This is a genomic window from Beijerinckia mobilis, assembly GCF_000745425.1.
In the GTDB taxonomy this organism is placed as follows: domain Bacteria; phylum Pseudomonadota; class Alphaproteobacteria; order Rhizobiales; family Beijerinckiaceae; genus Beijerinckia; species Beijerinckia mobilis.
In genome coordinates this window covers 21,708-41,382 of record NZ_JQJH01000006.1, presented here as the reverse complement: position 1 = coordinate 41,382, position 19,675 = coordinate 21,708, and the positions used below count along the sequence as shown (strand labels likewise).

The window sequence follows — 19,675 nt, the reverse complement described above, 5'->3', positions numbered from 1 at the left end:
TATCGCGGTTTGGCCCAAGGCGGAGTTGGAATCACGGCCGGATCTGTCCATCGCCATGGACGCGATATTTGAACGAGGTCAGTTGCTCTAGCCCGACTGGCCCGCGCGCATGCATGCGTCCGGTGGCGATGCCGATTTCCGCTCCGAAACCGAATTCGCCGCCATCGGCGAATTGCGTCGAGGCATTATGGATGACGATTGCGGAATCGACCTCGGCGAGAAAGCGCCGCGCGGCTTCGGCATCTTCCGTGATGATACAATCCGTATGATGCGATCCATGGGTTTCGACATGGGCGATGGCCGTGTCGAGATCCTCGATCACGCCGACGGCCATGACGGTGTCGAGATATTCCGTGCGCCAGTCGGCTTCCGTCGCCGCGGTCACGCGCGGATCGACGGCTTGTGTTGCGGCATCGCCGCGCACGGCGCAGCCGGCCTCCAGGAGCATGCGCACCAGCGGCGTCAGCATTTGGTCCGCCGCTGCCTTGTCGACCAGCAGAATCTCGGCGGCGCCGCAGACCCCCGGCCGTCGCAGTTTGGCGTTGCGGACGATGGCCATCGCCTTGTCAGGATCGGCGGCGCGATGAACGAAAATATGATTGACACCTTCAAGATGCGCAAAGACCGGCACGCGCGCTTCCGCCTGGACGCGAGCGACGAGGCTCTTGCCACCGCGTGGCACAATCACGTCGATTGCGCCATCGAGACCTTTCAGCATTTCGCCGACTGCCGCGCGATCGCGTGTCGGCACGAGGCTGATGGCCGCCTCGGGAAGGCCTGCCGCGCGTAAGCCCGCGATGAGGCAGGCATGAATGATTTCGGTGGAATGAAAAGAATCCGACCCGCCGCGCAAAATGGCCGCATTGCCGGATTTGAGGCAGAGCGCGCCGGCATCGGCTGTGACGGCCGGCCGGCTTTCGTAAATGATGCCAACGACGCCGAGCGGGGTCGCGACGCGCTCGATCCTGAGCCCATTGGGCCGCTCGTAATGCGCGAGCAGGCGACCTACGGGATCAGGCAAAGCGGCGACGGCTTCGAGGCCCGCCGCGACAGCTTCGATGCGCTTTTCATCGAGAACGAGCCGGTCGAGGAAAGCGGCGGTAACACCCGCCGCTTTGGCATTGGCGACATCCTTGGTATTGGCCGCCAGCAAATCCTGACTACGGGCGCGCAATGTCTCGGCGGCAACGCGCAGGGCGTGATTTTTGGTCTCCGTCGAAGCAAGGGAGACGAGATGAGCGCTCGCTTTTGCTTCCCTGCCGAGAACCTGCATCAGCGCCGGCACATCAGACTCGGATCGGTTCGAGACGATTTGCAAGGCTTCCATATCCGAGGCTCCCTTCCTCAACGGTTCAGATTTTTGAGCCGGCGCAGGATCAATCTCCCGCCAGCACCATATCGTCGCGATGAATCAGCGCCGAACGGCCCGGCATGCCGAGCAGGCTTTCGATATCCTGGGAATTGCGCCCGGCGAGCAAAATAGCATCGCTCGCATCATAGGCGGTCAGGCCGCGGCCGATTTCGGCGCCTTGTGGATCGCGGATTACGACGCAATCGCCGCGCGAAAAACGGCCTTCGACGCGTTGGACGCCTGCTGGCAACAGGCTCCTGCCGGCGCAAAGCGCCTGCGCGGCTCCGGCATCGATATGCAACACGCCGCGCGGTTCAAGGGAGCCTGCGATCCATTTCTTGCGGGCCGTGACTGGATTCGAGCCGGTCAGGAACCATGTGCAGGGCGCGCCCTCGGCGATCTTGGTGACGGGATGCATGATCCGCCCGTCGGCGATGAGCATATGGGTGCCGCCGGTCGTCGCGATCTTGGCCGCCTCGATTTTGGTCCGCATCCCGCCGCGCGAAAAGGCCGAGGCGGCTCCGCCCGCCATGGCCTCGATCTCGGCATTGATGCGGGGCACGAGCGGGATGAGTTTTGCGTCCGGGTCTTCGCTCGGGGGAGCCGTGTAGAGACCGGCCACATCCGACAGGAGGATGAGCAGATCGGCGCTTGCCATTGTGGCGACGCGCGCGGCGAGGCGGTCGTTATCGCCGTAACGGATCTCGCTGGTCGCGACCGTATCATTCTCGTTGATGACGGGCACCGCGCGCAGGTCGAGGAGACGGCCGATCGTCGCTCTTGCGTTGAGATAACGCCGCCGTTGCTCGGTGTCGCCGAGCGTCACCAGAATCTGGCCGGCGGTCATGCCTCGGTCGCCCAGCACTTCCGACCAGATGCGCGCCAAAGCGATCTGGCCGACGGCGGCGGCGGCTTGGCTGTCTTCCAGACGCAGATTACCCTCCGGCAGGCCGAGCACCGTGCGCCCCAGCGCGATCGAGCCGGAGGAAACGACGAGCACATCGGCGCCACCCCTGTGCAGAAAGGCGATGTCCTGTGCCAATGCCTCCAGCCACAACCGCTTGAGGCCGCCTTCCTGCCTGTCGACGAGGAGGGAGGAGCCGACCTTGATCACGATACGCTTGAAACCGCCAAGCGAGGGCAGGGGAGATGCGGGAGTGGCCGGTTGGGTCCCGGATGATGGGGAGAGGGGAGAATTCAGTCGCATGGATGCCAGGAAGGAACGGTCGTCGTGAGAACCGGCGTCTCATCATGCCGCGCCGCATCGATTGCCGAGAGTAGATTTTTCAGACAATCGGCGACGCCTTGGTGCGTCACCGCCGAGAGTTTGAGCGGCGTGCGTTTCGCGGCGCGTTTGAGCCGAGCCATCTGATTTTTCAGCGTGTCGGCGTCCACTGTGTCGATCTTCGACAGAGCGACGATTTCCGGCTTTTCATCGAGGCCATAGCCATAGGCGGCGAGTTCCTTGCGGATCGTCTTATAGGCCTTGCCCGCATGTTCGCAGCCGGCGTCGACGAGATGCAGAAGAACGCCGCAACGCTCGATATGGCCAAGGAAGCGGTCACCGAGGCCCGCGCCTTCATGTGCGCCCTCGATAAGGCCGGGAATATCGGCGAGCACGAATTCCCGATCACCGCAGGCGACGACGCCGAGCTGTGGATGCAGGGTGGTGAAAGGATAATCGGCGATTTTCGGCCGCGCTGCGCTGACGCTCGAAAGAAAGGTCGATTTGCCGGCATTGGGCAGGCCAACGAGTCCGGCGTCGGCAATGAGCTTCAGCCGCAGCCACAAAACCCGCTCTTCGCCTTCCTGGCCTGGATTGACGCGGCGCGGCGCCTGATTGGTCGAGGTCTTGAAATGCGCATTGCCGAAGCCGCCATTGCCGCCATGTGCGAGAATGACGCTTTGGCCGATTTCCGTCAGATCGGCGACGAGTGTTTCCCCATCTTCCTCGAAAATCTGGGTTCCCGCAGGCACTTTCAGAATACAATCGGCCCCGCTCGCCCCGGCGCGGTTCTTTCCCATGCCGTGTATCCCGGTCTTGGCCTTGAAATGCTGCTGGTAGCGGTAATCGATGAGCGTATTCAGTCCTTCGACGCAGACAGCGACCACATCACCGCCGCGCCCGCCGTCACCCCCATCAGGACCACCGAATTCGATGAATTTCTCACGCCGGAACGACAGGCAGCCGGCACCACCATTGCCCGAGCGGATGAAAATCCTGGCTTGGTCGAGAAATTTCATGATCGATGCCTAATGCGTTCCGAAGTTGTGTCAAGAGAGAGTGTGTGAGCGAGACAGAATGTGCAACAGGATGTGTGTTCGGATATGGAGTCGCCCACTCAGCTTTCAACAGGGGGATGGAGCACCGCCTGCTGAGCGTCCCTGCGGTCCTGCATCTGGTGATGCATTGGCGGCATGGAGCGTCCCGGCTGTTGCTTGAGCCAGCTCTTGCGATCAAGTTCGAAACGATCGCAAGGGTGGAGGCCGCCGCGCGCCGGCAGATAATCGAGCCCGCTGTCGACATAAGCGAAGCCGGATTTTTCAAGGACGCGATGCGAGGCCGGATTGACGGTGCGGACATTGGCCAGAATGCGTTGCACGGACGTCAGGCTGAAGAGACTGCTCACGAGGCTCTTCACGGCTTCGGTCGCATAACCTTTGCCATTGGCTTGTGGCGCAATAAGATAACCGATCTCGAGGTCATGCGAGCCGGCGACCGTCGCTCCGATAAGGCCAATCAGCGGATGGTCGGCGCGTTTTTGGGTGATCGCCAGCACGAGGCCCCTGCCGGTCGCATTGTCCGCGCGTGCCTGAAAAATGAAGCGTTCTGCTTCGCCCGCCGGATAGGGATGGGGAATGGCGGCGGTCATCTTGGCCGTCGAGGCTTCGCTCGCGAAGCCGGTGATCGCGGCGGCGTCGGCGACACGCGGCCAGCGCAGCCAGAGCCTTTTGGTTTCGATGCGGAAAATGTCGTCGGAGGTCAGATCGGGAAACATCGTTCTACTCCGCTTGGACCGTCACATCCGGCCCCTGGTCAATGACAGGCCGATACCGGCCGCCGCTGCGGAAACTCTCTGAAATTCTCGTCAAAAATCGTGTCAAAACAAGAAATTGATGATGACGCCATGGTGGCATCGCTAAACACAAAAAAAGGAGGTGGTCTTCCCACCTCCTTTACGGCCCGTTCGGGCCGGCGGATTTTCCTGTTCGGTTTTCGATCAGGGGTTTCGTTTGAAGAAACCGATCCACCAGGTTCGTGGGAACAGGTGGAGCGCTTTCCTTGGAAGGGCTCACCCTGCTTATTCAGCCGCCTCTACGGTCGGGGCCGGAATGACCGAGATATAGGACCGGCCGTTGGCCTTGGTCTGGAAAAAGACCTTGCCCTCCGTAAGAGCGAACAACGTATGGTCCTTGCCAATGCCGACATTGGTGCCCGGGTGCCACTTGGTGCCACGTTGGCGGACGATGATATTGCCGCTGATGACGGCCTCACCACCGAATTTCTTTACACCGAGGCGTCGGCCGTCGGAGTCGCGTCCGTTACGGGAGGAACCGCCTGCTTTCTTATGTGCCATGATCTTTATCCAAAAATCTTACGCCGCTCACGCCCGCCGCTCACACCTATGAAAGGGTTCGGTCTAAACGTTTTTCGGCCCGCTCTGCATTTCGGCCTGGGGAAGTGCCCTTCAGGCGTTGATGCCGGTGATCTTGACCAGCGTCAGATCCTGGCGATGGCCGCGCTTGCGCTTTGAATTCTGCCGGCGGCGTTTCTTGAAGGCAATGACCTTCGGACCGCGGGTTTGCTCGACAATTTCGCCGGTCACGGTGGCACCCTCGATAAAGGGAGCGCCGATTTTGGGATCTCCCTCGCCGGCGAGCATCAGTACCGAATCGAAAGTCACCGCATCACCCGGTTCACCCGCGAGCGTCATGACGGTAATAATATCGTCAGCGGCCACGCTATATTGCTTGCCGCCTGTTTTTATGACTGCGAACATCATTTTTCCCAGTGTTCGACCCGGCTCATGTCCGTTTTGGTTTTTTTGCATTTCGCAAAAGCCAAACGAAGGTGGCCGGCTTCTTAGCAGTTTAAGCTGGTTTCAGAATGCGCTGAAAAGGCTTTCGCCCAGTCTTCCTCGCGCCCGTTTGCCATGTCCTTTGTGTGGTGAGGGTTCGTGATCGACGCGCTGGTCAAATCCCCAAACCCTTCGAATACTAGGGACATTATAGAGGGGCGCAACAAAGGAAAACGCGGCCGAAAAAGCCGCGCATACGGCTCCTTTATTGCCGTAGCCGAAGTTTGTCAAGTGGATAATCTTGGTCCCAAAAGAGTTTCGCTTCAAGGCTTTTATATACCCCTATTTCGAAAGAATAAGGTGCGCTCTCTTATAAGGCATTGGAATAACGCGATTTATAAGAACGGAGTCCTGAATTCCAGCGAACTTTATCGATCCCGACAGGTTGGGATCAGCGGACTTGAATATTCGTGACCTCTCTTGCTTATGCGTGATGCCAGGGCGCATCCCTGACGGACCGCCGTATTTGAGCCATTTTCTAGGCTCTAAACGGGAGCAGGGGAATAATCCAAGCCTAGCGTTGTGCCTCTGCCGCATCGAGCGGCCGATCGCGGCTCGCATCTCTCAATCAGGGGGGGGCGGGCCCAACGGCAATTCCGTATTGCGCCGGCGTGATCTGGCCTCAACCTAGCAGGCAGCAAGATGCCAGCTATTGGGTGGAACGCGGCATGAAGATTTATTGCGCGTGCTGCCTTCAAGCTTGTCGTCGCACCGCAGGCTCGCGCAAGCTTTCTATGGTTTGATCCGAAAGCGCGTTTCGGTTGCATGGGCTTCCTGCTGGACCGGTCGGTAGAAAAGGGCTGAAACCATTTGGAAAATCGTGAGGCGACGGTTATGGTCCGCGAATTGACCGAAAGGAGAACCGCTCTTGCGGCTGAGTGGCGCGAATGCATAATCTGATTTCGTATCGACGGATGGATGGCCGTACCGGCTTAGCCGATCTCGGCAATGAGCCAGCAATCGATACGGATGGCGAGCGCCAGGATCTCTTCGACCGTCGCCAGATTTCCCTGCGCTGGCTGTGTGGCACCATTCTGACTGGCCTTACGGGAGCCGGGCTTATCGGCGCCGCCATTTACGCTGCTTTCGATCATCAATCGCATTTTGCCGAGGCGCCAATGCTGGCGGCCCCATTGCGGAAGGAGATGGCGCAGGAGAGCGGCATCAACGGGCGTAAGGCCGATCGTTTGGTGAAAGCGGTGGACATTGTCGCCGCCAAACAGTCGTTTCATGCGCCGGTGACCATCAAGGTCGGCGAAAAGGAAGTCGTAAAGACACATCAATTCACCCGCGTCGAAACCACGCTGCTGCGGGCAAGCGCCGGGTTTGCCGAGGAAATTCCACCCTTCAATCCGTTGAAACTGCTGGCGGATGCGCGCAACCCCATTGATGTACCGCAAGAGCCTGTTCAGGATGATGCGGAAGTCTCCTGGGCTCTGCATGATCTCACCGGCCAGCCGCTTTCCGGCCAGGCGGTGTTGTCGCAGGAGGAAGTACAGGCGCAACTGGCGGAGCAAATCAAGAACACGATGAATGCGGGGACGAAGCCTCTGTCCCTGCCGCCTCAGATGCTCTTGATGCGTACCAGCAAGGCCAACCCGCTCGCCATCGGGATCGGACATGCGCTCGGCCACGGTAATCCTTCCGGTGTTCTCGCTTATGCCACTCCCGAAGCGGGAGGGCTCAACACGGCTTTCTCATCAATCGATGTGCGTATGGTGCCGGAGAATGTGACCGTGGTCGCGCGGTCGTTGACGCCGCCGCAGCCTTCGCCGCTGGTTGGAGAGAAGCTCGTGGTGCTACGGCATGGCGAGGTTCTTGATGATGTGCTGCAGAAATTCGGCCTCCCGAAGGAAAGGATCCGCGCAATCGTTGCGGCATTCGGGGCCCGGCGCGGCGAAGCCGCTGTCGCAGAGGGGCGGCGTCTGAAACTGTTGTTCGTCGCGTCCGACGAGCAAAGTCAGGATATCCAGCTCGCGCGATTGTCGGTTTATTCCGACGAGACGCTCGAAGCGGCAATCGCGGTCAACGACCAGGGCAGTTATATGCGGGTTGCATCGCGTGACGAGGAGCCGGTCGCCCGGCGGCGGAGTCACGACGATGAAAGTGACGATGATGGCGGCATGCGGCTCTATGAGTCACTCTATGAGACGGCGATGAAACAGGACATTCCGCAGCGCCTCATTGATGACCTCGTGCGGATCTTCGCCAATGATGTGGATTTCCAGCGCAGTGTCGCAGCGGGCGATTCCTTTTCCGCTTTCTATGATGAGGCCGAGGAAGGCGATCATCTACCGGAACTGCTTTATGCGACGGTGACGACGCGCAACGAAACATTCCGTTATTACCGTTTCCAGACACCGGACGACGCCAGCATTGATTATTACGATCAGAACGGCCGTTCGACACGCAAATTCCTGGTGCGTGTACCGCTCGTCGCCGAAAAGATGACATCCGGTTTCGGCACCCGTTTTCATCCCATTCTCGGCTATTCGCGTCCGCATACCGGCGTCGATTGGGCGGCGCCCATCGGCACACCGATTTTTGCTGCGGGAAATGGGACGATTCTCAAGGCCGCGTGGGATTCAGGCTATGGCCGCCGCGTCGAAATCCAGCACGTCAACGGCTATATCACCACCTATAATCACATGTCCGGATTCGCCAAGGGCATCTCTGAGGGACAAAGAGTCCGTCAGGGGCAAGTCATCGGCTATCTTGGCCAGACGGGACTCGCGACCGGCCCGCACCTGCATTACGAAGTCATCGTCAACGGCCATTTCGTCGATCCGCTGCGCGTGAAACTGGCCCAGACGCGCGAATTCGACGGCGCGATGCTCGGGAAATTCAAACGCGAGAAGGAAAGAATCGACGGCCTTCTTTCGCTGGCTCCGAATGCCAGTGCGTCCAATGCGATTGTCGCTGACCGCAACGGCGGGCGTGGACGGACCGCTGCCATCCCCTAATTGTTTGTCGGCTGGCTGCCGGCTTTTTCTGACGCGGGCGGCGTAATCAAGCTGGCCGGAGAATGTAGGTTGCGGCTCTACGGCCTCGCTGCAAATCTGGCGATTCGAGAAATTATGGAATGCCTGCGGCTGGTGCGACGCCGGCATCCGAAGGATTGAAGGCGTATCAGCCTTGGTGCAAAATGGGGCTCGCTTTTCGCGAACAACGGCTGGCGCCTAAACCACGATGCGCATTCTCGTGAGGCCGACGAAGGGTGATGCTTGGTGGCTCGTTCCCTGGCGGATGGTTCCGGATCCCCTTCGTAAAAGAGACGGTGTTTGCGGCCGCTCCCTCTGCCTTTGGGAGGTCTTCTACAAGAGGCCGGCGACAATATTCACCGTGAGGGCCAGAACCGCGCTGTTGAAGAAAAACGCGAGCACGCAGTGAACAAGCGCGATGCGTCGCATATAGCGCGACGAAAGCCCGACATCGGCGGTCTGCGACGCGACGCCGATGACAAAAGAGAAATAGAGGAAATCGTAATAATCCGGGTCTTCCGTGCCGGGAAAGACCAGGCCGCCCCGATCCTTGGCCTCTTTGAGCGGTTCTTTCTCGAAGGCGTCGTAGTATTCATGCGCGTAATGCAGCGCAAAACTGAGATGGATGAAGAACCAGGCGTTGAGAATCGTCACGCCCGCCAAAAGAAAATGCCAGGTGGGTTGCGTATGCGGGTCGCCTTTGGTGCTGGTGAGTTCCAGCACGATGGCGGCTATGGCCGCGAAGGACGCCAGCGCCGACAAAGTGAGAATGAAGACCTTGCCTTCATCCGTCGCTTTGGCGCGCCGCCGCATGCTGGCCGGATCGGCGCCGTGAATCATGAAGTATGAAAGCAGAAAATAGACCCACATGCCGATGTTCCAGGCACATAGGGCTTTGGCATTGGCTTGTAGAAAGGGAGGCAGAAACCAAATGCTCCCAATGCCCGCCAGGAAACCGGCGAAAAGGCGCGGATGGGCGCGGCTGATCCGATAGGGGGATACGATCCTGTGCAGGAGCAGCCGGAGCCATAAAGGAAGCCTATCGGCGGGCTGCTCAGCCATTAGTCCCTGATCTTATGAAAGGAAAATGGCTGAGGAAGGTGCATGGGGCGTTGGCCGTTCAACTCTTGCGCGTCGCGGCGAAGCGTGCGGCTTCCTTCAGAATGGTTGCGCTTTGTCCCTCGGGAAAGGAATCGAGTGCGGCGATTGCTTCTGCGGCCAGCGTATCGCGGCGTTTGCGCGCGGCTTCGAGCCCCAGCGACGCGACGAGGGTCGCCTTGTTGCGATCGGCGTCCTTGCCGGTTTTCTTCCCCAGCGCTTCGGTATCGGCCTCGACGTCGAGGATGTCGTCGGCAACCTGAAATGCCGCGCCCAGCGCTTTGCCATAATCGGAGAGCGCTTGCCGCGCCTGAGCCGAGGCGCCGGCAAAGATCGCCCCGGCGATCACCGCATAATGCAAAAGCGCACCGGTCTTCATGGATTGCAATTCGATGACGGCTTCGGCCGTATGCGGCTCCTTGGCCTGTTCTGCTTCCAGGTCGAGGACCTGGCCGCCGACCATGCCGCCGATGCCCGAGGAGCGGGCGAGCGCCAGCACGAGTTCGATGCGAATCGCCGGATCGGGATGAGTCGCGGGATCGGCCAGGACATCGAAGGCATAGGTGAGCAGGCCGTCACCGACGAGAATGGCAGTCGCTTCGTCGAAGGCCTTGTGGGTCGTCGGGCGGCCACGGCGCAGATCGTCATTGTCGAGCGCCGGAAGATCGTCATGGACGAGAGAGTAGCAATGGATCATCTCCAGCGCGGAGGCGGCCCGCAGCACGCCCTGTCCCTCGATACCGAACAGCCGCGCGGTTTCGATCAGCAGGAAGGGCCGCAGCCTTTTGCCGCCACCAAGGCTGGCATAGCGCATGGCCTCCATGAAACGCTTTGGCCGCAAGGTCTCCCCGGGCTGCGGGGAAAGGCCGAGCAATTGATCGAGCGTCTTTTCCGTCGCCTCGGCGACTTCGGTCAGTCGTTGCTGAAAATCGTCCGCCGGGATGCCGCTGGTCATTGCCTCTCCATATGCCAAGATCGAGGTTCGGCTTGCCTCATCGCAGCGGATCGGTCAAGGCTGCTTGGTAGATTCTTCTTGTCAGATTCTCTTTGGCGGATTCTTCGGCTTTCGCGCTTTCTCCGAGACATGCCGTGACGCGTTTCCGTTTCCTCGCACGCTTGAGCCTTTATCTGGGTCTCGGTCTGGTGCTCGGGCTCGCACTGCTTCTCGGCATTCTGCTCACAGCCTATCGCTTCGTTCCACCTGTATCGACGCTCATGCTCTCACGCACCCTGACGGGGGAGCCGGTGGAACGCGTCTATAAACCGCTCACGCTCATCTCCCCCCTGCTGGCGGCCTCGGTGATCGCGTCGGAGGATGCCCGCTTTTGCGAGCATGACGGTGTCGATTGGCAAGCGCTTTCGGATGTCCTGGATAGGGCCAAGGGGGGTGAGCCCTCGCGTGGGGCTTCGACGCTGACCATGCAGACCGCCAAGAATCTGTTTTTGTGGAACGGCCGCTCGTTCCTTCGCAAGGGGATCGAAATTCCTCTCGCCTTGCTGATCGACGCCGTATGGCCGAAACGCCGCATTCTGGAGGTCTATCTGAATATTGCGGAATGGGGCGAAGGGATTTTCGGGGCGGAAGCGGCGGCGCAGCATTATTTTGGCAAAAGCGCCGAAGCGCTCGACCGTTATCAGGCGGCGCTGCTCGCCACGGCTTTACCCAATCCCCGCCACCGCGACGCGGCGCATCCAACCGGGCTCCAACGCCGCCTTACCCGCACCATCGTCAGGCGGGCGGAAAGCGCGGACACGGAATGCCTGCATTGAATTGGAAGGATTTCTCTGATTCAACACTAGCCAGACGTGCATTTTTTGTGTATCAGGCCGTTTCCATTCCGTGGCGCGACGGTTCGCGCCGTCATCTGATTCCTCGCGCCCTTTGGGCGTGACAAAACCTTCGAGATATCGTCATGGCCGTTCCGAAACGAAAAACATCCCGCATGAAGCGCGGTTTCCGCCGCTCGGCGGATGCGATCAAGGCGCCGACCTATATCGAAGACAAGGATTCCGGAGAACTGCGCCGTCCGCACCATGTCGACCTGAAAACCGGCATGTATCGTGGCCGTCAGGTCTTCACGCCGAAGGTTCGCGAAGAGGCGTAAGGCTCATGGCCGCGACTGCAGCCTGTGCTGACGCGGGCCGGCCTTTGAAGCGAGCGAACCACGCCAGCGGTGCTGCGTCTCGGGCAGTGGAAAAAATCGCTCGTATTTCTTAGGAAAATGAGAACCTAAAAAAGCCCGCCGAACATGTCCGGCGGGTATTCGTTTGTCTGCCTCTCGAAACCGAGCTCCTCAGACGAAGAACTGGCCACCATTGATGCTCAGCGTCGAGCCGGTGATGAAACCCGCTTCTTCCGCGACGAGGAACAAAACACCGCGGGCGATTTCCTCGACCTCGCCGAGGCGACGGACGGGAATCTGTGGCAAGATCGATTTTTCGAGGACCTCGGTGGGGATGGCACGGACCATTTCCGTCGCGATATAACCGGGGCAAATCGCATTGACCGTAATGCCTTTCACGGCATTTTCCTGGGCCAGTGCCTTGGTGAAACCAAGATCGCCCGCCTTGGCGGCGGAATAATTGGTCTGTCCCATCTGCCCTTTCTGACCGTTGATCGATGAAATGTTGACGATGCGGCCAAAACCGCGCTCGCGCATGCCCTCGATCACCGGGCGGGTCATGTTGAACAGCGAGTTCAGATTGGTGTTGATGACGTCATACCATTGTTCCGGCGTCATCTTGTGGAACATGCCGTCACGGGTGATGCCGGCATTGTTGACGAGAATGTCAACCGGGCCGACGTCTTTGGCTATCTGTTCCAAGCCTTCGCTACAGGCCTTGTAATTGCCGACGTCCCATTTGTAGACGGGGATGCCCGTTTCTTCCTTGAATTTGGCGGCGGCTTCATCATTGCCGGCATAGTTTGCGGCGACCTGATATCCCGCTGCCTTGAGCGCCTTGCATATTCCCGCGCCGATACCGCGAGAGCCGCCGGTAACTACTGCTACGCGTGCCATATCATCCCCCCTCTTCACCCAAGGAATATCTTCGGACTCATGCATTTTTGCATGAGCAGAATCATCCACTAGTTTTTTAAAAGTCCCATGAAAGCTACGAAATATCCAAGCCTTTCTTAAAGAGCGCTGGGCCTTTCAAGAACATGGCAGCCATGCGTTAAAGGCAAGTGCTCCCAAGCACGGGGTAAAAATTTCAACTATAAGTTGTGTGTTGGCGGGCGAAAATCTTCTGGACGGAAATTCCGGGCCATTCCCGCCACGAGTGCTGGCCTTGGCGGATGAAATCCGCCAAGGCCAGACTTTCAAAAGGCAGAGTTTAGCGCTCGACCGTCAGGGCGACGCCCATGCCGCCACCGATGCAAAGGGTGGCGATCCCCTTTTTCGCATCACGGCGATTCATTTCGTGAAGCAGGGTCACGAGAATGCGAGCACCCGAGGCGCCGATCGGATGACCGATCGCGATCGCTCCACCATTGACGTTGACGATGGACGGATCCCAGCCCATGTCCTTGTTGACGGCAATTGCTTGAGCGGCGAAAGCCTCATTGGCTTCCACAAGATCGAGATCCTTGACTTTCCAGCCGGCTTTTTCGAGGGCCTTGCGGGAAGCCGGGATGGGGCCAGACCCCATGAGGGACGGATCGACGCCGGCCGTCGCCCAGGAGGCGATGCGGGCGAGCGGGGTGAGGCCGCGCGCTTTAGCCTCGTCGGCGCTCATCAGCACGATGGCCGCGGCGCCATCGTTGATGCCGGAAGAATTGCCGGCGGTGACGGTTCCATCCTTGACGAAGGCCGGCTTCAGCTTGGCCATCGCCTCGATCGTCGCACCAAGGCGGATATATTCATCCTTGTCGACGATGATATCGCCCTTCTTGCCGGCGACGGTGAAAGGAATGATCTCTTCGTTGAAGCGTCCTTCCTTCTGGGCCGCTTCGGCCTTGTTCTGGGAGGCGACGGCGAATTGATCCTGTTCCTCACGGCTGATCTGCCATTTGGTGGCAATATGCTCCGCCGTATTGCCCATCGGGTAATTGGCGAAGGCGTCGGTCAGGCCGTCGCGCATCATCGTATCGACGAATTTGACATCGCCCATTTTGGTGCCGCTACGCAGGAAGGCCGCATGCGGCGAGACGGACATATTCTCCTGACCGCCCGCGACGATGATCTTGGCATCGCCATTGGCAATCTGCTGCATCCCGAGAGCGACAGAGCGCAATCCGGATCCACAGACCTGGTTGACGGTCCAGGCGGTGGAGCTGTCAGGAATACCGGCCTTGATCGCAGCCTGACGAACCGGATTCTGACCCGTCGCCGCCGTCAGCACCTGACCAAAAATAACCTCATCGACCTCGCCGGGCCCGACCTTGGCGCGCTCCAGCGTCGCCTTGATCACTGCCGCGCCGAGTTCATGAGCGGGCACCGTGCCAAAGGCGCCGTTGAAGGACCCGACGGCGGTGCGACCCGCACCCACAATCACGACATCGCTCGACATAACCGAATCCTCCCAACTTCCCTATCGGGCGTCACAGCAAAACCTTGCCCTATCCCGGCTATGGCTCCAGCCATATTCCGGACATCGTCCCAGCAGACGTTATATCCGCTTATAGATTGCGTCGGCGCCGGGAAAGGGCAAGAGTGGCACCCACGCTAATCGGGATCGTCTCGACCTGCTACACCGCTTTCGGCAGACATCCTCTTCAAAATGATTGGAACCTGCCGCCAAAGCCCCTATCCTTGGTGGCAATGGGTGTGTCTTTCGAGGATCTGGAGCCGCTAGTGTGAGACCGGCGCGATCCGGCGACTGCCGGGCCGGTCCGGCTTAATCATAGGGGATCCATTGGGACCTTTTATGATAGTGTGCCGGGATCGCCCGATGATGGGGTGGAGCGCGTATCCAATCCGCATTCGGCGCTTCTCGCGATTCGGAACAAATGTTCCCCGCGAGCTGCGCGCTTTGATTGGGACGCCATTTCGATGGTTTCGAATGGTTTCCCTGCGAGCGGCCCTCTTTGGAGCGGCTTGCCTGGCAAACAGCATCGTTCCAGACATTTTGAATCGCTCGGCGATTCTCTTCAAATCGAAGATGGTCTAAACCGGGGCGCCCGGAACTCTCCGGGCTGACACAAGCGGCTCAAGCCGAAGAATCGCGGCAGGTGTCCGCGGCAGTCGGGGCGGAAGGGATAAAAGCGTGGCTCAGACGAACGATATGAACGTGAACAAGCAGCAGCCTTCGCAACCCGTCACGATCAAGAAATACGCAAATCGCCGCCTCTACAACACTGGTACGAGCGCCTATGTCACGCTCGAGGATCTCGCGGCCATGGTCAAAAGCGGCGAGGATTTCGTCGTCTATGACGCCAAGAGCGGCGATGACATTACGCGTTCGGTTCTGGCACAGATCATCTTCGAACAGGAAAGCAAGGTTGGCCAGAGCCTGCTCCCCATCGCCTTCCTGCGGCAATTGATTCGTTTTTATGGCGACAGCATGCAGATGCTGGTGCCGAGCTATCTCGAATTCACGATCGACAAGCTCACCAACGAACAGAGCAAGTTTCGCGATCAGATGCTGAATGCGCCGATCGCCGCCAATCCGCTCTTCAGTTCGCTTGAGGAACAGACACGCAAGAATATGGCGGTGTTCAATCAGGCGCTGGCGATGTTCTCGCCCTTCGGCACGCCGCCTGGATTGCCGCAGGCGGAATCCCCGGTCCCGAATATCCCAGACGTCTCTGCTCCGCCGATGGCGGCGACGCCCCAGGGAGTGAGTGTGCCTCCGAACATGCCGGTTGCCGAGGCATCGCCACAGCCAGCCGCGCCCCAGCCAAAGAATGAAATCGACGAGATGAAACGGCAACTCGAGGAATTGCAGAAAAGGATCGAGGGCCTTAGCCGCAAGGAATAAAATCCGCGGGCTTTCTTGAAATAAGGCGCGGTCGGGACGCCCTGTGCGTTGGCCTTCTCAAAGGCCTTGTTTGGGCAGCTCGTGTTCCGGCTCCCAGCCGGGATCCGCCATTTCGAATTCCGAAAATTGAAAAGCCGGGGCGACGCTGCATCCGACCACCGTCCACGCGCCGAGGCTGCGGGCGCTTTGCCATGCGAAAGGCGGAACGATGACTTGCGGGGCTTCTCCCGCCAGAAGATCGGTGCCGAGGCGATGTGTGGCCGTCACGCCGGCTTCCGCGATGCGGAGTTCCAGTGGTGCTCCGGCATAGAAATGCCAGGTCTCGACAGCGTCGATCCGGTGCCAGGCGGAAATCTCTCCGGCGGGCAGCAGAAAATAGATGAGGCTGGACCGCGAACGCCCCGCGCCATCCGTGAGCGGATCGCGAAAAGTTTCCCGATAATAGCCACCTTCGGGATGCGGCAGGAGATCGAGTGTTGCGATGATCTCCTGCGCCGTGGGTTCGGCCATGGTCATGCGCTCGATTCTCCCGGGATGCTCACGGATTTTGTAGGATGCGCGTCGTCGCTCTGCCGGTGCATCAAGCGCGGTTCTTGCGTTCGCGCAATTCGGTGAAGACGGCGACGGGATCGGCGCCCGGCAGACCGACCGCCTGTTGGACGCTGGGCTCGTCGGCGCGCAGGAAAGGATTGGTGCCGAGCTCGATGGTTAGTGTCGTCGGCAGCGTGAATTTGTTCTCGGCACGCAATTGCCGCACCTCGGCGACACGGTCGCGCAGAAGCACATTGTCAGGCTCGATGGTGAGTGCGAATTCGCCATTTGCAAGCGTATATTCATGTCCGCAATAGACCTGGATCTCGCCATTGAGCTTGGCGAGTTTCATCAGCGATTCGAACAGGACGTTCGGCGGTTCCTCGAAACCGCGGCCGCAACCCATGGCGAACAAAGTATCGCCGGTGAACAGGATATCCTCTCCCTCGAACCAATAGGCGACATGGCCGGATGTGTGGCCGGGAATGTCCAGCACCATTGCCTCGAGGCGGCCTACCGTTACTTGATCGCCTTCCCCTACAGCCTGATCGAGCTTGCCGATCTTGTCGGCCTCGCGCGCCGGGCCGATGACGCGGGCTTCCGGGAATTTGGCCTTAAGGCCCGGAATACCGCCAATATGGTCCAGATGGTGGTGGGTCACCAGAATTTCGGTGAGGTTCCATTCCTTTGCCGCGAGAGCCTCGAGGATGGGGCCAGCCTCCGGTGCGTCGATCGCCGCCGTATGCCGCGTCTCTGGATCATGGATGAGAACGCCGAAATTATCCTTGAGGCAGAGAAATTGATGGATGTGGGCGGCCATAGCGTCACGATGCTCCGCATTGGATGGCGAGGAATTGGAAGGCGGGATGAAACCGAAGTCTAAAACCAAAATGCATGGATCAGGACTTGCCGCGATCCGTGGTGTTCGGCGGAAAGCCGCCGCTCCACAATCACGGGGTCAAAGGCGGTGAGCCAGACCCATCGCCGTTTGGCATAAACCCGATGAACCTGCTCTCGCCATTGCAAGGACATGGGATTGCAAGGACATGGGATTGCAAGGATCTGGGGCCGGAAGGAGACATCCGGCCCAATTCGAGAGCGTGATTTAACGGTGTGGGGAGGGCCTGGTCAAACCATGGATGCCGTGCCGTTTGGCAGAGGTTCCGCATGGGGACGGGATTATGGTGCCGCACATTTTCTCGTGAGCGAAGCCTGGCTTTCCATCAGTCTCGGGGCGCGGACAATAACAAAGGCCAAGGCTGTCTCATCATGCGTGCCATCGCAAAACCTTCATTGGGCTTGACCCCCGAGGCTTGATGGGGTCGATTGGAAGCAACCGGCCAGCCTTCGGACGCGTGAACGTTCTGCGTTGAGAACTCTCGGACAAGTGGGTTTATCGGCGTATGGATTGGGCGCATGGATAATGCGGACAGGGTCCAGGCCCGGGGTGAGTGCCTATGCGCTCGTGGAAGGAACGGCCATGCCTGTCGATGTGGTTGATCTGCGTAGGTTCTATACGACGCCGCTGGGTGGTGCGGCGCGGCGCTTCATTGGTCGGATCGTGCATCAGCGTTTCGGCACCTGCTGCGGACAATCGATACTCGGGCTCGGTTACGCGACGCCCTATCTCGATGCCTTTCGCGCCGATGCCTTGCGTGTGCTGGCCTTCATGCCGGCCGAGCAGGGTGTCGTCCCCTGGCCAGATTCGGGTCTGTCCTCATCGGCTCTCGTTGCGACCGGGATGCTGCCCTTGCCGGATAGCTGTATCGACCGGGTGCTGGTGATCCACCTTCTGGAATTGACCGAGCACCCGCGTGATCTCTTGTCGGAAATCTGGCGGGTGCTGGCGCCGGGCGGCCGGATGATCGCCGTGACCCCGAGCCGCGCCGGCCTATGGGCGCGGCTCGACACAACGCCTTTCGGCCATGGCCAGCCGTTTTCTCGCGGACAATTGCGGGATCTGATGCGGACCGCCCTGTTTTCGCCGACCCATTGGACAGAGGCGCTGTATATGCCGCCGTTCCAGAACAGTCTGGTGCGGCGCGGCGATGCGCTCGTCGAGCGAATTGGCGCGAGCCTGGGCTTGCCCGGAGCCGGGGTGCAGATCGTCGAGGCGACGAAAGAGCTCTACCGGCCCGTGGTTTTGACGCAGCCAGTGGCGCAGACCTTGCCTGGCCTGCAGCCGGTTCTCGCGCCGCAGCCTGCGGCTGGTTCGCGAGCCGCCACAGGCGCCAGCTGATATGCCGAGCAGATTGTGCGGTATGCCTCCTGCTCGGTGCAAGGGTGTGACAGCACATCGCAATCTGTACTTATGACGGATACGAGATCTAGAGAATATTGTTTGCGAACGAATTGTTTCGTGGTTGAAAATATTTGTTATATTTTTCACTTTTGTCCACATAAATTCTGAGGAAATCGGTAACCGCACTGCGGTATTTTGCATTAATAAAAATAAACATTAGTTTATTCTAAAGTATGGTGTTCCTGAAATCTCAAAAATGCTTTGCGACTAAACAATAATAGGATTTTTAGGTGTTAATTATTTAAGTGGGTTTTGCGATGAATCTTAGTGATTTTCGATATTTGACGTTGGACGCCATGCGTGGTGTCGCGGCAATTCTAGTTGTTCTCTTCCATTGCAACAATCGCGTGTTCGGCGATACGAACATTGTCGGATATCTAGCTGTCGATTTTTTCTTCGCTTTAAGCGGTTTCGTGATCGACTTCGCTTACCGTCAGAGACTTTCGGAGGGCATGACGTTCATGCGTTTTCTGGAAGTGCGGCTGGTCAGGCTTTATCCTTTGTTCCTCCTCGGCATTGGCTTTGGCTTGATCAAGGCTGTCAGTCAGATCATGTTTCACGATAAAAATGCGCTTGCTCCTGTCCCGCTGGCTTTGACGGCGTTCAGCAATGGCCTGATGCTGCCAGTCCCACTGCCTCTGGAATTCCTTTTCCCTCTGAATATTCCAGCCTGGTCGCTTTTTTTTGAGCTTCTTATCAATATTATCTACGGATACACGCTCTTCCGCTGGACGGCCCGATCCCTGGGTGTTGTCATTATATTGAATTCAATCCTTGTCGCGATCGGTGCTTCCCGCTATGGATGGCTCAATATCGGGATGGATTGGAATACTTTCTTTTATGGTATCGGGCGCGTCGGTTTTTCCTTTACTCTGGGTATCGTCATCTCGAGACTGCATCGCAGGATAGACAGGAAACAATCCATCCTGGCGATCGTTCCTATTGCCATTCTGCTCGTAATCTTCCTTGTTCCTGCCCCCGATTATCTGCGGGCTTGGCGTGATCTGTTATGTGTCTTCGTGATCTTGCCATTGATTTTGGAAGCAGGGATCCGGCTCGAAATACCGAAAGGCTTGCGCTTTTATGCCGAGCTATTAGGGGATTTATCCTATCCGATTTACATTCTTCATTATCCATTGCTAACGATTGGTTATTTTCTGGCGCAGAGAACTGCGTCCTTTTCCCCCTTGAAATTCACAATCGGCTACGTCTTCGTCGTGTGTTTCATTGCGTGGTTCGTTGAACGCTATTACGATCGTCCTGTCCGCTTGATCATCAGCAAACGTCTGCATATTCGCCGTTCGGCGATGCCGCAAGTGATTGGCAAGAAAATGATCTAACATTTCGTATGTGTTGCTCACTATATGTTATGTTTACATTTGTCTCCGTATGCATGAGTGGTCGTAATTAC

At 58.7% G+C, this 19,675-nt stretch carries 18 protein-coding genes; 6 read left to right on the top strand and 12 right to left on the bottom strand.

What is annotated here, in order from left to right:
• Window positions 1-31 precede the first annotated feature (31 nt).
• The 6 genes from DL88_RS07915 to rplU all read right to left on the bottom strand — a co-directional run bounded on the left by DL88_RS07915 (window position 32) and on the right by rplU (window position 5,352).
• Window positions 32-1,327, bottom strand: a complete 1,296-nt coding sequence (locus DL88_RS07915; RefSeq protein ID WP_034994470.1) for a glutamate-5-semialdehyde dehydrogenase — start codon at window positions 1,325-1,327, stop codon at window positions 32-34.
• Between the two features lie 49 nt (window positions 1,328-1,376).
• Window positions 1,377-2,558 carry a glutamate 5-kinase gene (gene proB, locus DL88_RS07910; protein WP_084705053.1) on the bottom strand — a complete coding sequence of 394 codons (1,182 nt, stop codon included), beginning with the start codon at window positions 2,556-2,558 and terminating at the stop codon, window positions 1,377-1,379.
• On the bottom strand, window positions 2,549-3,595 hold the full coding sequence (obgE, locus tag DL88_RS07905; protein WP_034994468.1) for a GTPase ObgE: 1,047 nt from the start codon (window positions 3,593-3,595) through the stop codon (window positions 2,549-2,551). Before obgE ends, proB begins: the two co-directional genes overlap by 10 nt.
• 98 nt (window positions 3,596-3,693) lie before the next feature.
• Entirely contained in the window at window positions 3,694-4,350 is a 657-nt protein-coding gene (locus DL88_RS07900; protein ID WP_034994465.1) for a GNAT family N-acetyltransferase, read from the bottom strand.
• Between the two features lie 303 nt (window positions 4,351-4,653).
• On the bottom strand, window positions 4,654-4,929 hold the full coding sequence (gene rpmA, locus DL88_RS07895) for a 50S ribosomal protein L27 (RefSeq protein ID WP_034994464.1): 276 nt from the start codon (window positions 4,927-4,929) through the stop codon (window positions 4,654-4,656).
• Window positions 4,930-5,040: 111 nt separating this feature from the next.
• Entirely contained in the window at window positions 5,041-5,352 is a 312-nt protein-coding gene (gene rplU / locus DL88_RS07890) for a 50S ribosomal protein L21 (RefSeq protein WP_034994463.1), read from the bottom strand.
• Between the two features lie 965 nt (window positions 5,353-6,317).
• Here rplU and DL88_RS07885 point away from each other — a divergent pair.
• Entirely contained in the window at window positions 6,318-8,393 is a 2,076-nt protein-coding gene (locus DL88_RS07885) for a M23 family metallopeptidase (RefSeq protein WP_051955736.1), read from the top strand.
• Window positions 8,394-8,744: 351 nt separating this feature from the next.
• On the opposite strand, the gene DL88_RS07880 is transcribed toward DL88_RS07885, so the two are convergent.
• Both DL88_RS07880 and DL88_RS07875 read right to left on the bottom strand, forming a co-directional pair.
• The gene (locus DL88_RS07880; protein ID WP_084705052.1) at window positions 8,745-9,473 is read right to left on the bottom strand and encodes a DUF1345 domain-containing protein; all 729 of its coding nucleotides are present in this window, start codon (window positions 9,471-9,473) and stop codon (window positions 8,745-8,747) included.
• Window positions 9,474-9,531: 58 nt separating this feature from the next.
• Window positions 9,532-10,464, bottom strand: coding sequence for a polyprenyl synthetase family protein (locus DL88_RS07875; RefSeq protein ID WP_034994461.1), 933 nt, complete (start codon window positions 10,462-10,464; stop codon window positions 9,532-9,534).
• Window positions 10,465-10,598: 134 nt separating this feature from the next.
• Between DL88_RS07875 and mtgA the strand changes: the two genes are divergently transcribed.
• Window positions 10,599-11,279, top strand: a complete 681-nt coding sequence (mtgA, locus tag DL88_RS07870) for a monofunctional biosynthetic peptidoglycan transglycosylase (RefSeq protein ID WP_084705060.1) — start codon at window positions 10,599-10,601, stop codon at window positions 11,277-11,279.
• Between the two features lie 143 nt (window positions 11,280-11,422).
• Window positions 11,423-11,614, top strand: a complete 192-nt coding sequence (rpmF, locus tag DL88_RS07865) for a 50S ribosomal protein L32 (RefSeq protein ID WP_034994459.1) — start codon at window positions 11,423-11,425, stop codon at window positions 11,612-11,614.
• 189 nt (window positions 11,615-11,803) lie between these two features.
• Here rpmF and DL88_RS07860 read toward each other — a convergent pair whose 3' ends face one another.
• Complete coding sequence (locus DL88_RS07860; protein WP_034994456.1) at window positions 11,804-12,529, bottom strand: beta-ketoacyl-ACP reductase; 726 nt, start codon at window positions 12,527-12,529, stop codon at window positions 11,804-11,806.
• A 316-nt stretch (window positions 12,530-12,845) separates the two neighbouring features.
• Complete coding sequence (locus tag DL88_RS07855; RefSeq protein WP_034994454.1) at window positions 12,846-14,021, bottom strand: acetyl-CoA C-acetyltransferase; 1,176 nt, start codon at window positions 14,019-14,021, stop codon at window positions 12,846-12,848.
• 714 nt (window positions 14,022-14,735) lie between these two features.
• Here DL88_RS07855 and phaR point away from each other — a divergent pair.
• The gene (phaR, locus tag DL88_RS07845) at window positions 14,736-15,431 is read left to right on the top strand and encodes a polyhydroxyalkanoate synthesis repressor PhaR (protein WP_034994667.1); all 696 of its coding nucleotides are present in this window, start codon (window positions 14,736-14,738) and stop codon (window positions 15,429-15,431) included.
• A gap of 57 nt (window positions 15,432-15,488) precedes the next feature.
• Here phaR and DL88_RS07840 read toward each other — a convergent pair whose 3' ends face one another.
• Together DL88_RS07840 and gloB are read right to left on the bottom strand one after the other, a co-directional pair.
• Window positions 15,489-15,947 (bottom strand): cupin domain-containing protein, encoded by a 459-nt coding sequence (locus DL88_RS07840; protein WP_051955735.1) that lies wholly within the window; start codon window positions 15,945-15,947, stop codon window positions 15,489-15,491.
• Between the two features lie 64 nt (window positions 15,948-16,011).
• A complete protein-coding gene (gloB, locus tag DL88_RS07835; RefSeq protein ID WP_034994449.1) occupies window positions 16,012-16,782 on the bottom strand; it encodes a hydroxyacylglutathione hydrolase in 771 nt (256 codons plus the stop codon).
• A 660-nt stretch (window positions 16,783-17,442) separates the two neighbouring features.
• On the opposite strand from gloB, the gene DL88_RS07830 reads away from it, so the two are divergent.
• Together DL88_RS07830 and DL88_RS07825 are read left to right on the top strand one after the other, a co-directional pair.
• The gene (locus DL88_RS07830) at window positions 17,443-18,201 is read left to right on the top strand and encodes a class I SAM-dependent methyltransferase (protein WP_034994662.1); all 759 of its coding nucleotides are present in this window, start codon (window positions 17,443-17,445) and stop codon (window positions 18,199-18,201) included.
• Between the two features lie 308 nt (window positions 18,202-18,509).
• Complete coding sequence (locus DL88_RS07825; RefSeq protein ID WP_156970999.1) at window positions 18,510-19,604, top strand: acyltransferase family protein; 1,095 nt, start codon at window positions 18,510-18,512, stop codon at window positions 19,602-19,604.
• Window positions 19,605-19,675 lie beyond the last annotated feature (71 nt).

Bases quoted from the DNA above. Each gene is read 5' to 3' on its own strand.
- DL88_RS07915 (WP_034994470.1), bottom strand. From the start codon at position 1,327: ATGGAAGCCTTGCAAATCGTCTCGAACCGATCCGAGTCTGATGTGCCG.
- proB (WP_084705053.1), bottom strand. From the start codon at position 2,558: ATGCGACTGAATTCTCCCCTCTCCCCATCATCCGGGACCCAACCGGCC.
- obgE (WP_034994468.1), bottom strand. From the start codon at position 3,595: ATGAAATTTCTCGACCAAGCCAGGATTTTCATCCGCTCGGGCAATGGT.
- DL88_RS07900 (WP_034994465.1), bottom strand. From the start codon at position 4,350: ATGTTTCCCGATCTGACCTCCGACGACATTTTCCGCATCGAAACCAAA.
- rpmA (WP_034994464.1), bottom strand. From the start codon at position 4,929: ATGGCACATAAGAAAGCAGGCGGTTCCTCCCGTAACGGACGCGACTCC.
- rplU (WP_034994463.1), bottom strand. From the start codon at position 5,352: ATGTTCGCAGTCATAAAAACAGGCGGCAAGCAATATAGCGTGGCCGCT.
- DL88_RS07885 (WP_051955736.1), top strand. From the start codon at position 6,318: ATGCATAATCTGATTTCGTATCGACGGATGGATGGCCGTACCGGCTTA.
- DL88_RS07880 (WP_084705052.1), bottom strand. From the start codon at position 9,473: ATGGCTGAGCAGCCCGCCGATAGGCTTCCTTTATGGCTCCGGCTGCTC.
- DL88_RS07875 (WP_034994461.1), bottom strand. From the start codon at position 10,464: ATGACCAGCGGCATCCCGGCGGACGATTTTCAGCAACGACTGACCGAA.
- rpmF (WP_034994459.1), top strand. From the start codon at position 11,423: ATGGCCGTTCCGAAACGAAAAACATCCCGCATGAAGCGCGGTTTCCGC.
- DL88_RS07860 (WP_034994456.1), bottom strand. From the start codon at position 12,529: ATGGCACGCGTAGCAGTAGTTACCGGCGGCTCTCGCGGTATCGGCGCG.
- DL88_RS07855 (WP_034994454.1), bottom strand. From the start codon at position 14,021: ATGTCGAGCGATGTCGTGATTGTGGGTGCGGGTCGCACCGCCGTCGGG.
- phaR (WP_034994667.1), top strand. From the start codon at position 14,736: ATGAACGTGAACAAGCAGCAGCCTTCGCAACCCGTCACGATCAAGAAA.
- DL88_RS07840 (WP_051955735.1), bottom strand. From the start codon at position 15,947: ATGACCATGGCCGAACCCACGGCGCAGGAGATCATCGCAACACTCGAT.
- gloB (WP_034994449.1), bottom strand. From the start codon at position 16,782: ATGGCCGCCCACATCCATCAATTTCTCTGCCTCAAGGATAATTTCGGC.
- DL88_RS07830 (WP_034994662.1), top strand. From the start codon at position 17,443: ATGCCTGTCGATGTGGTTGATCTGCGTAGGTTCTATACGACGCCGCTG.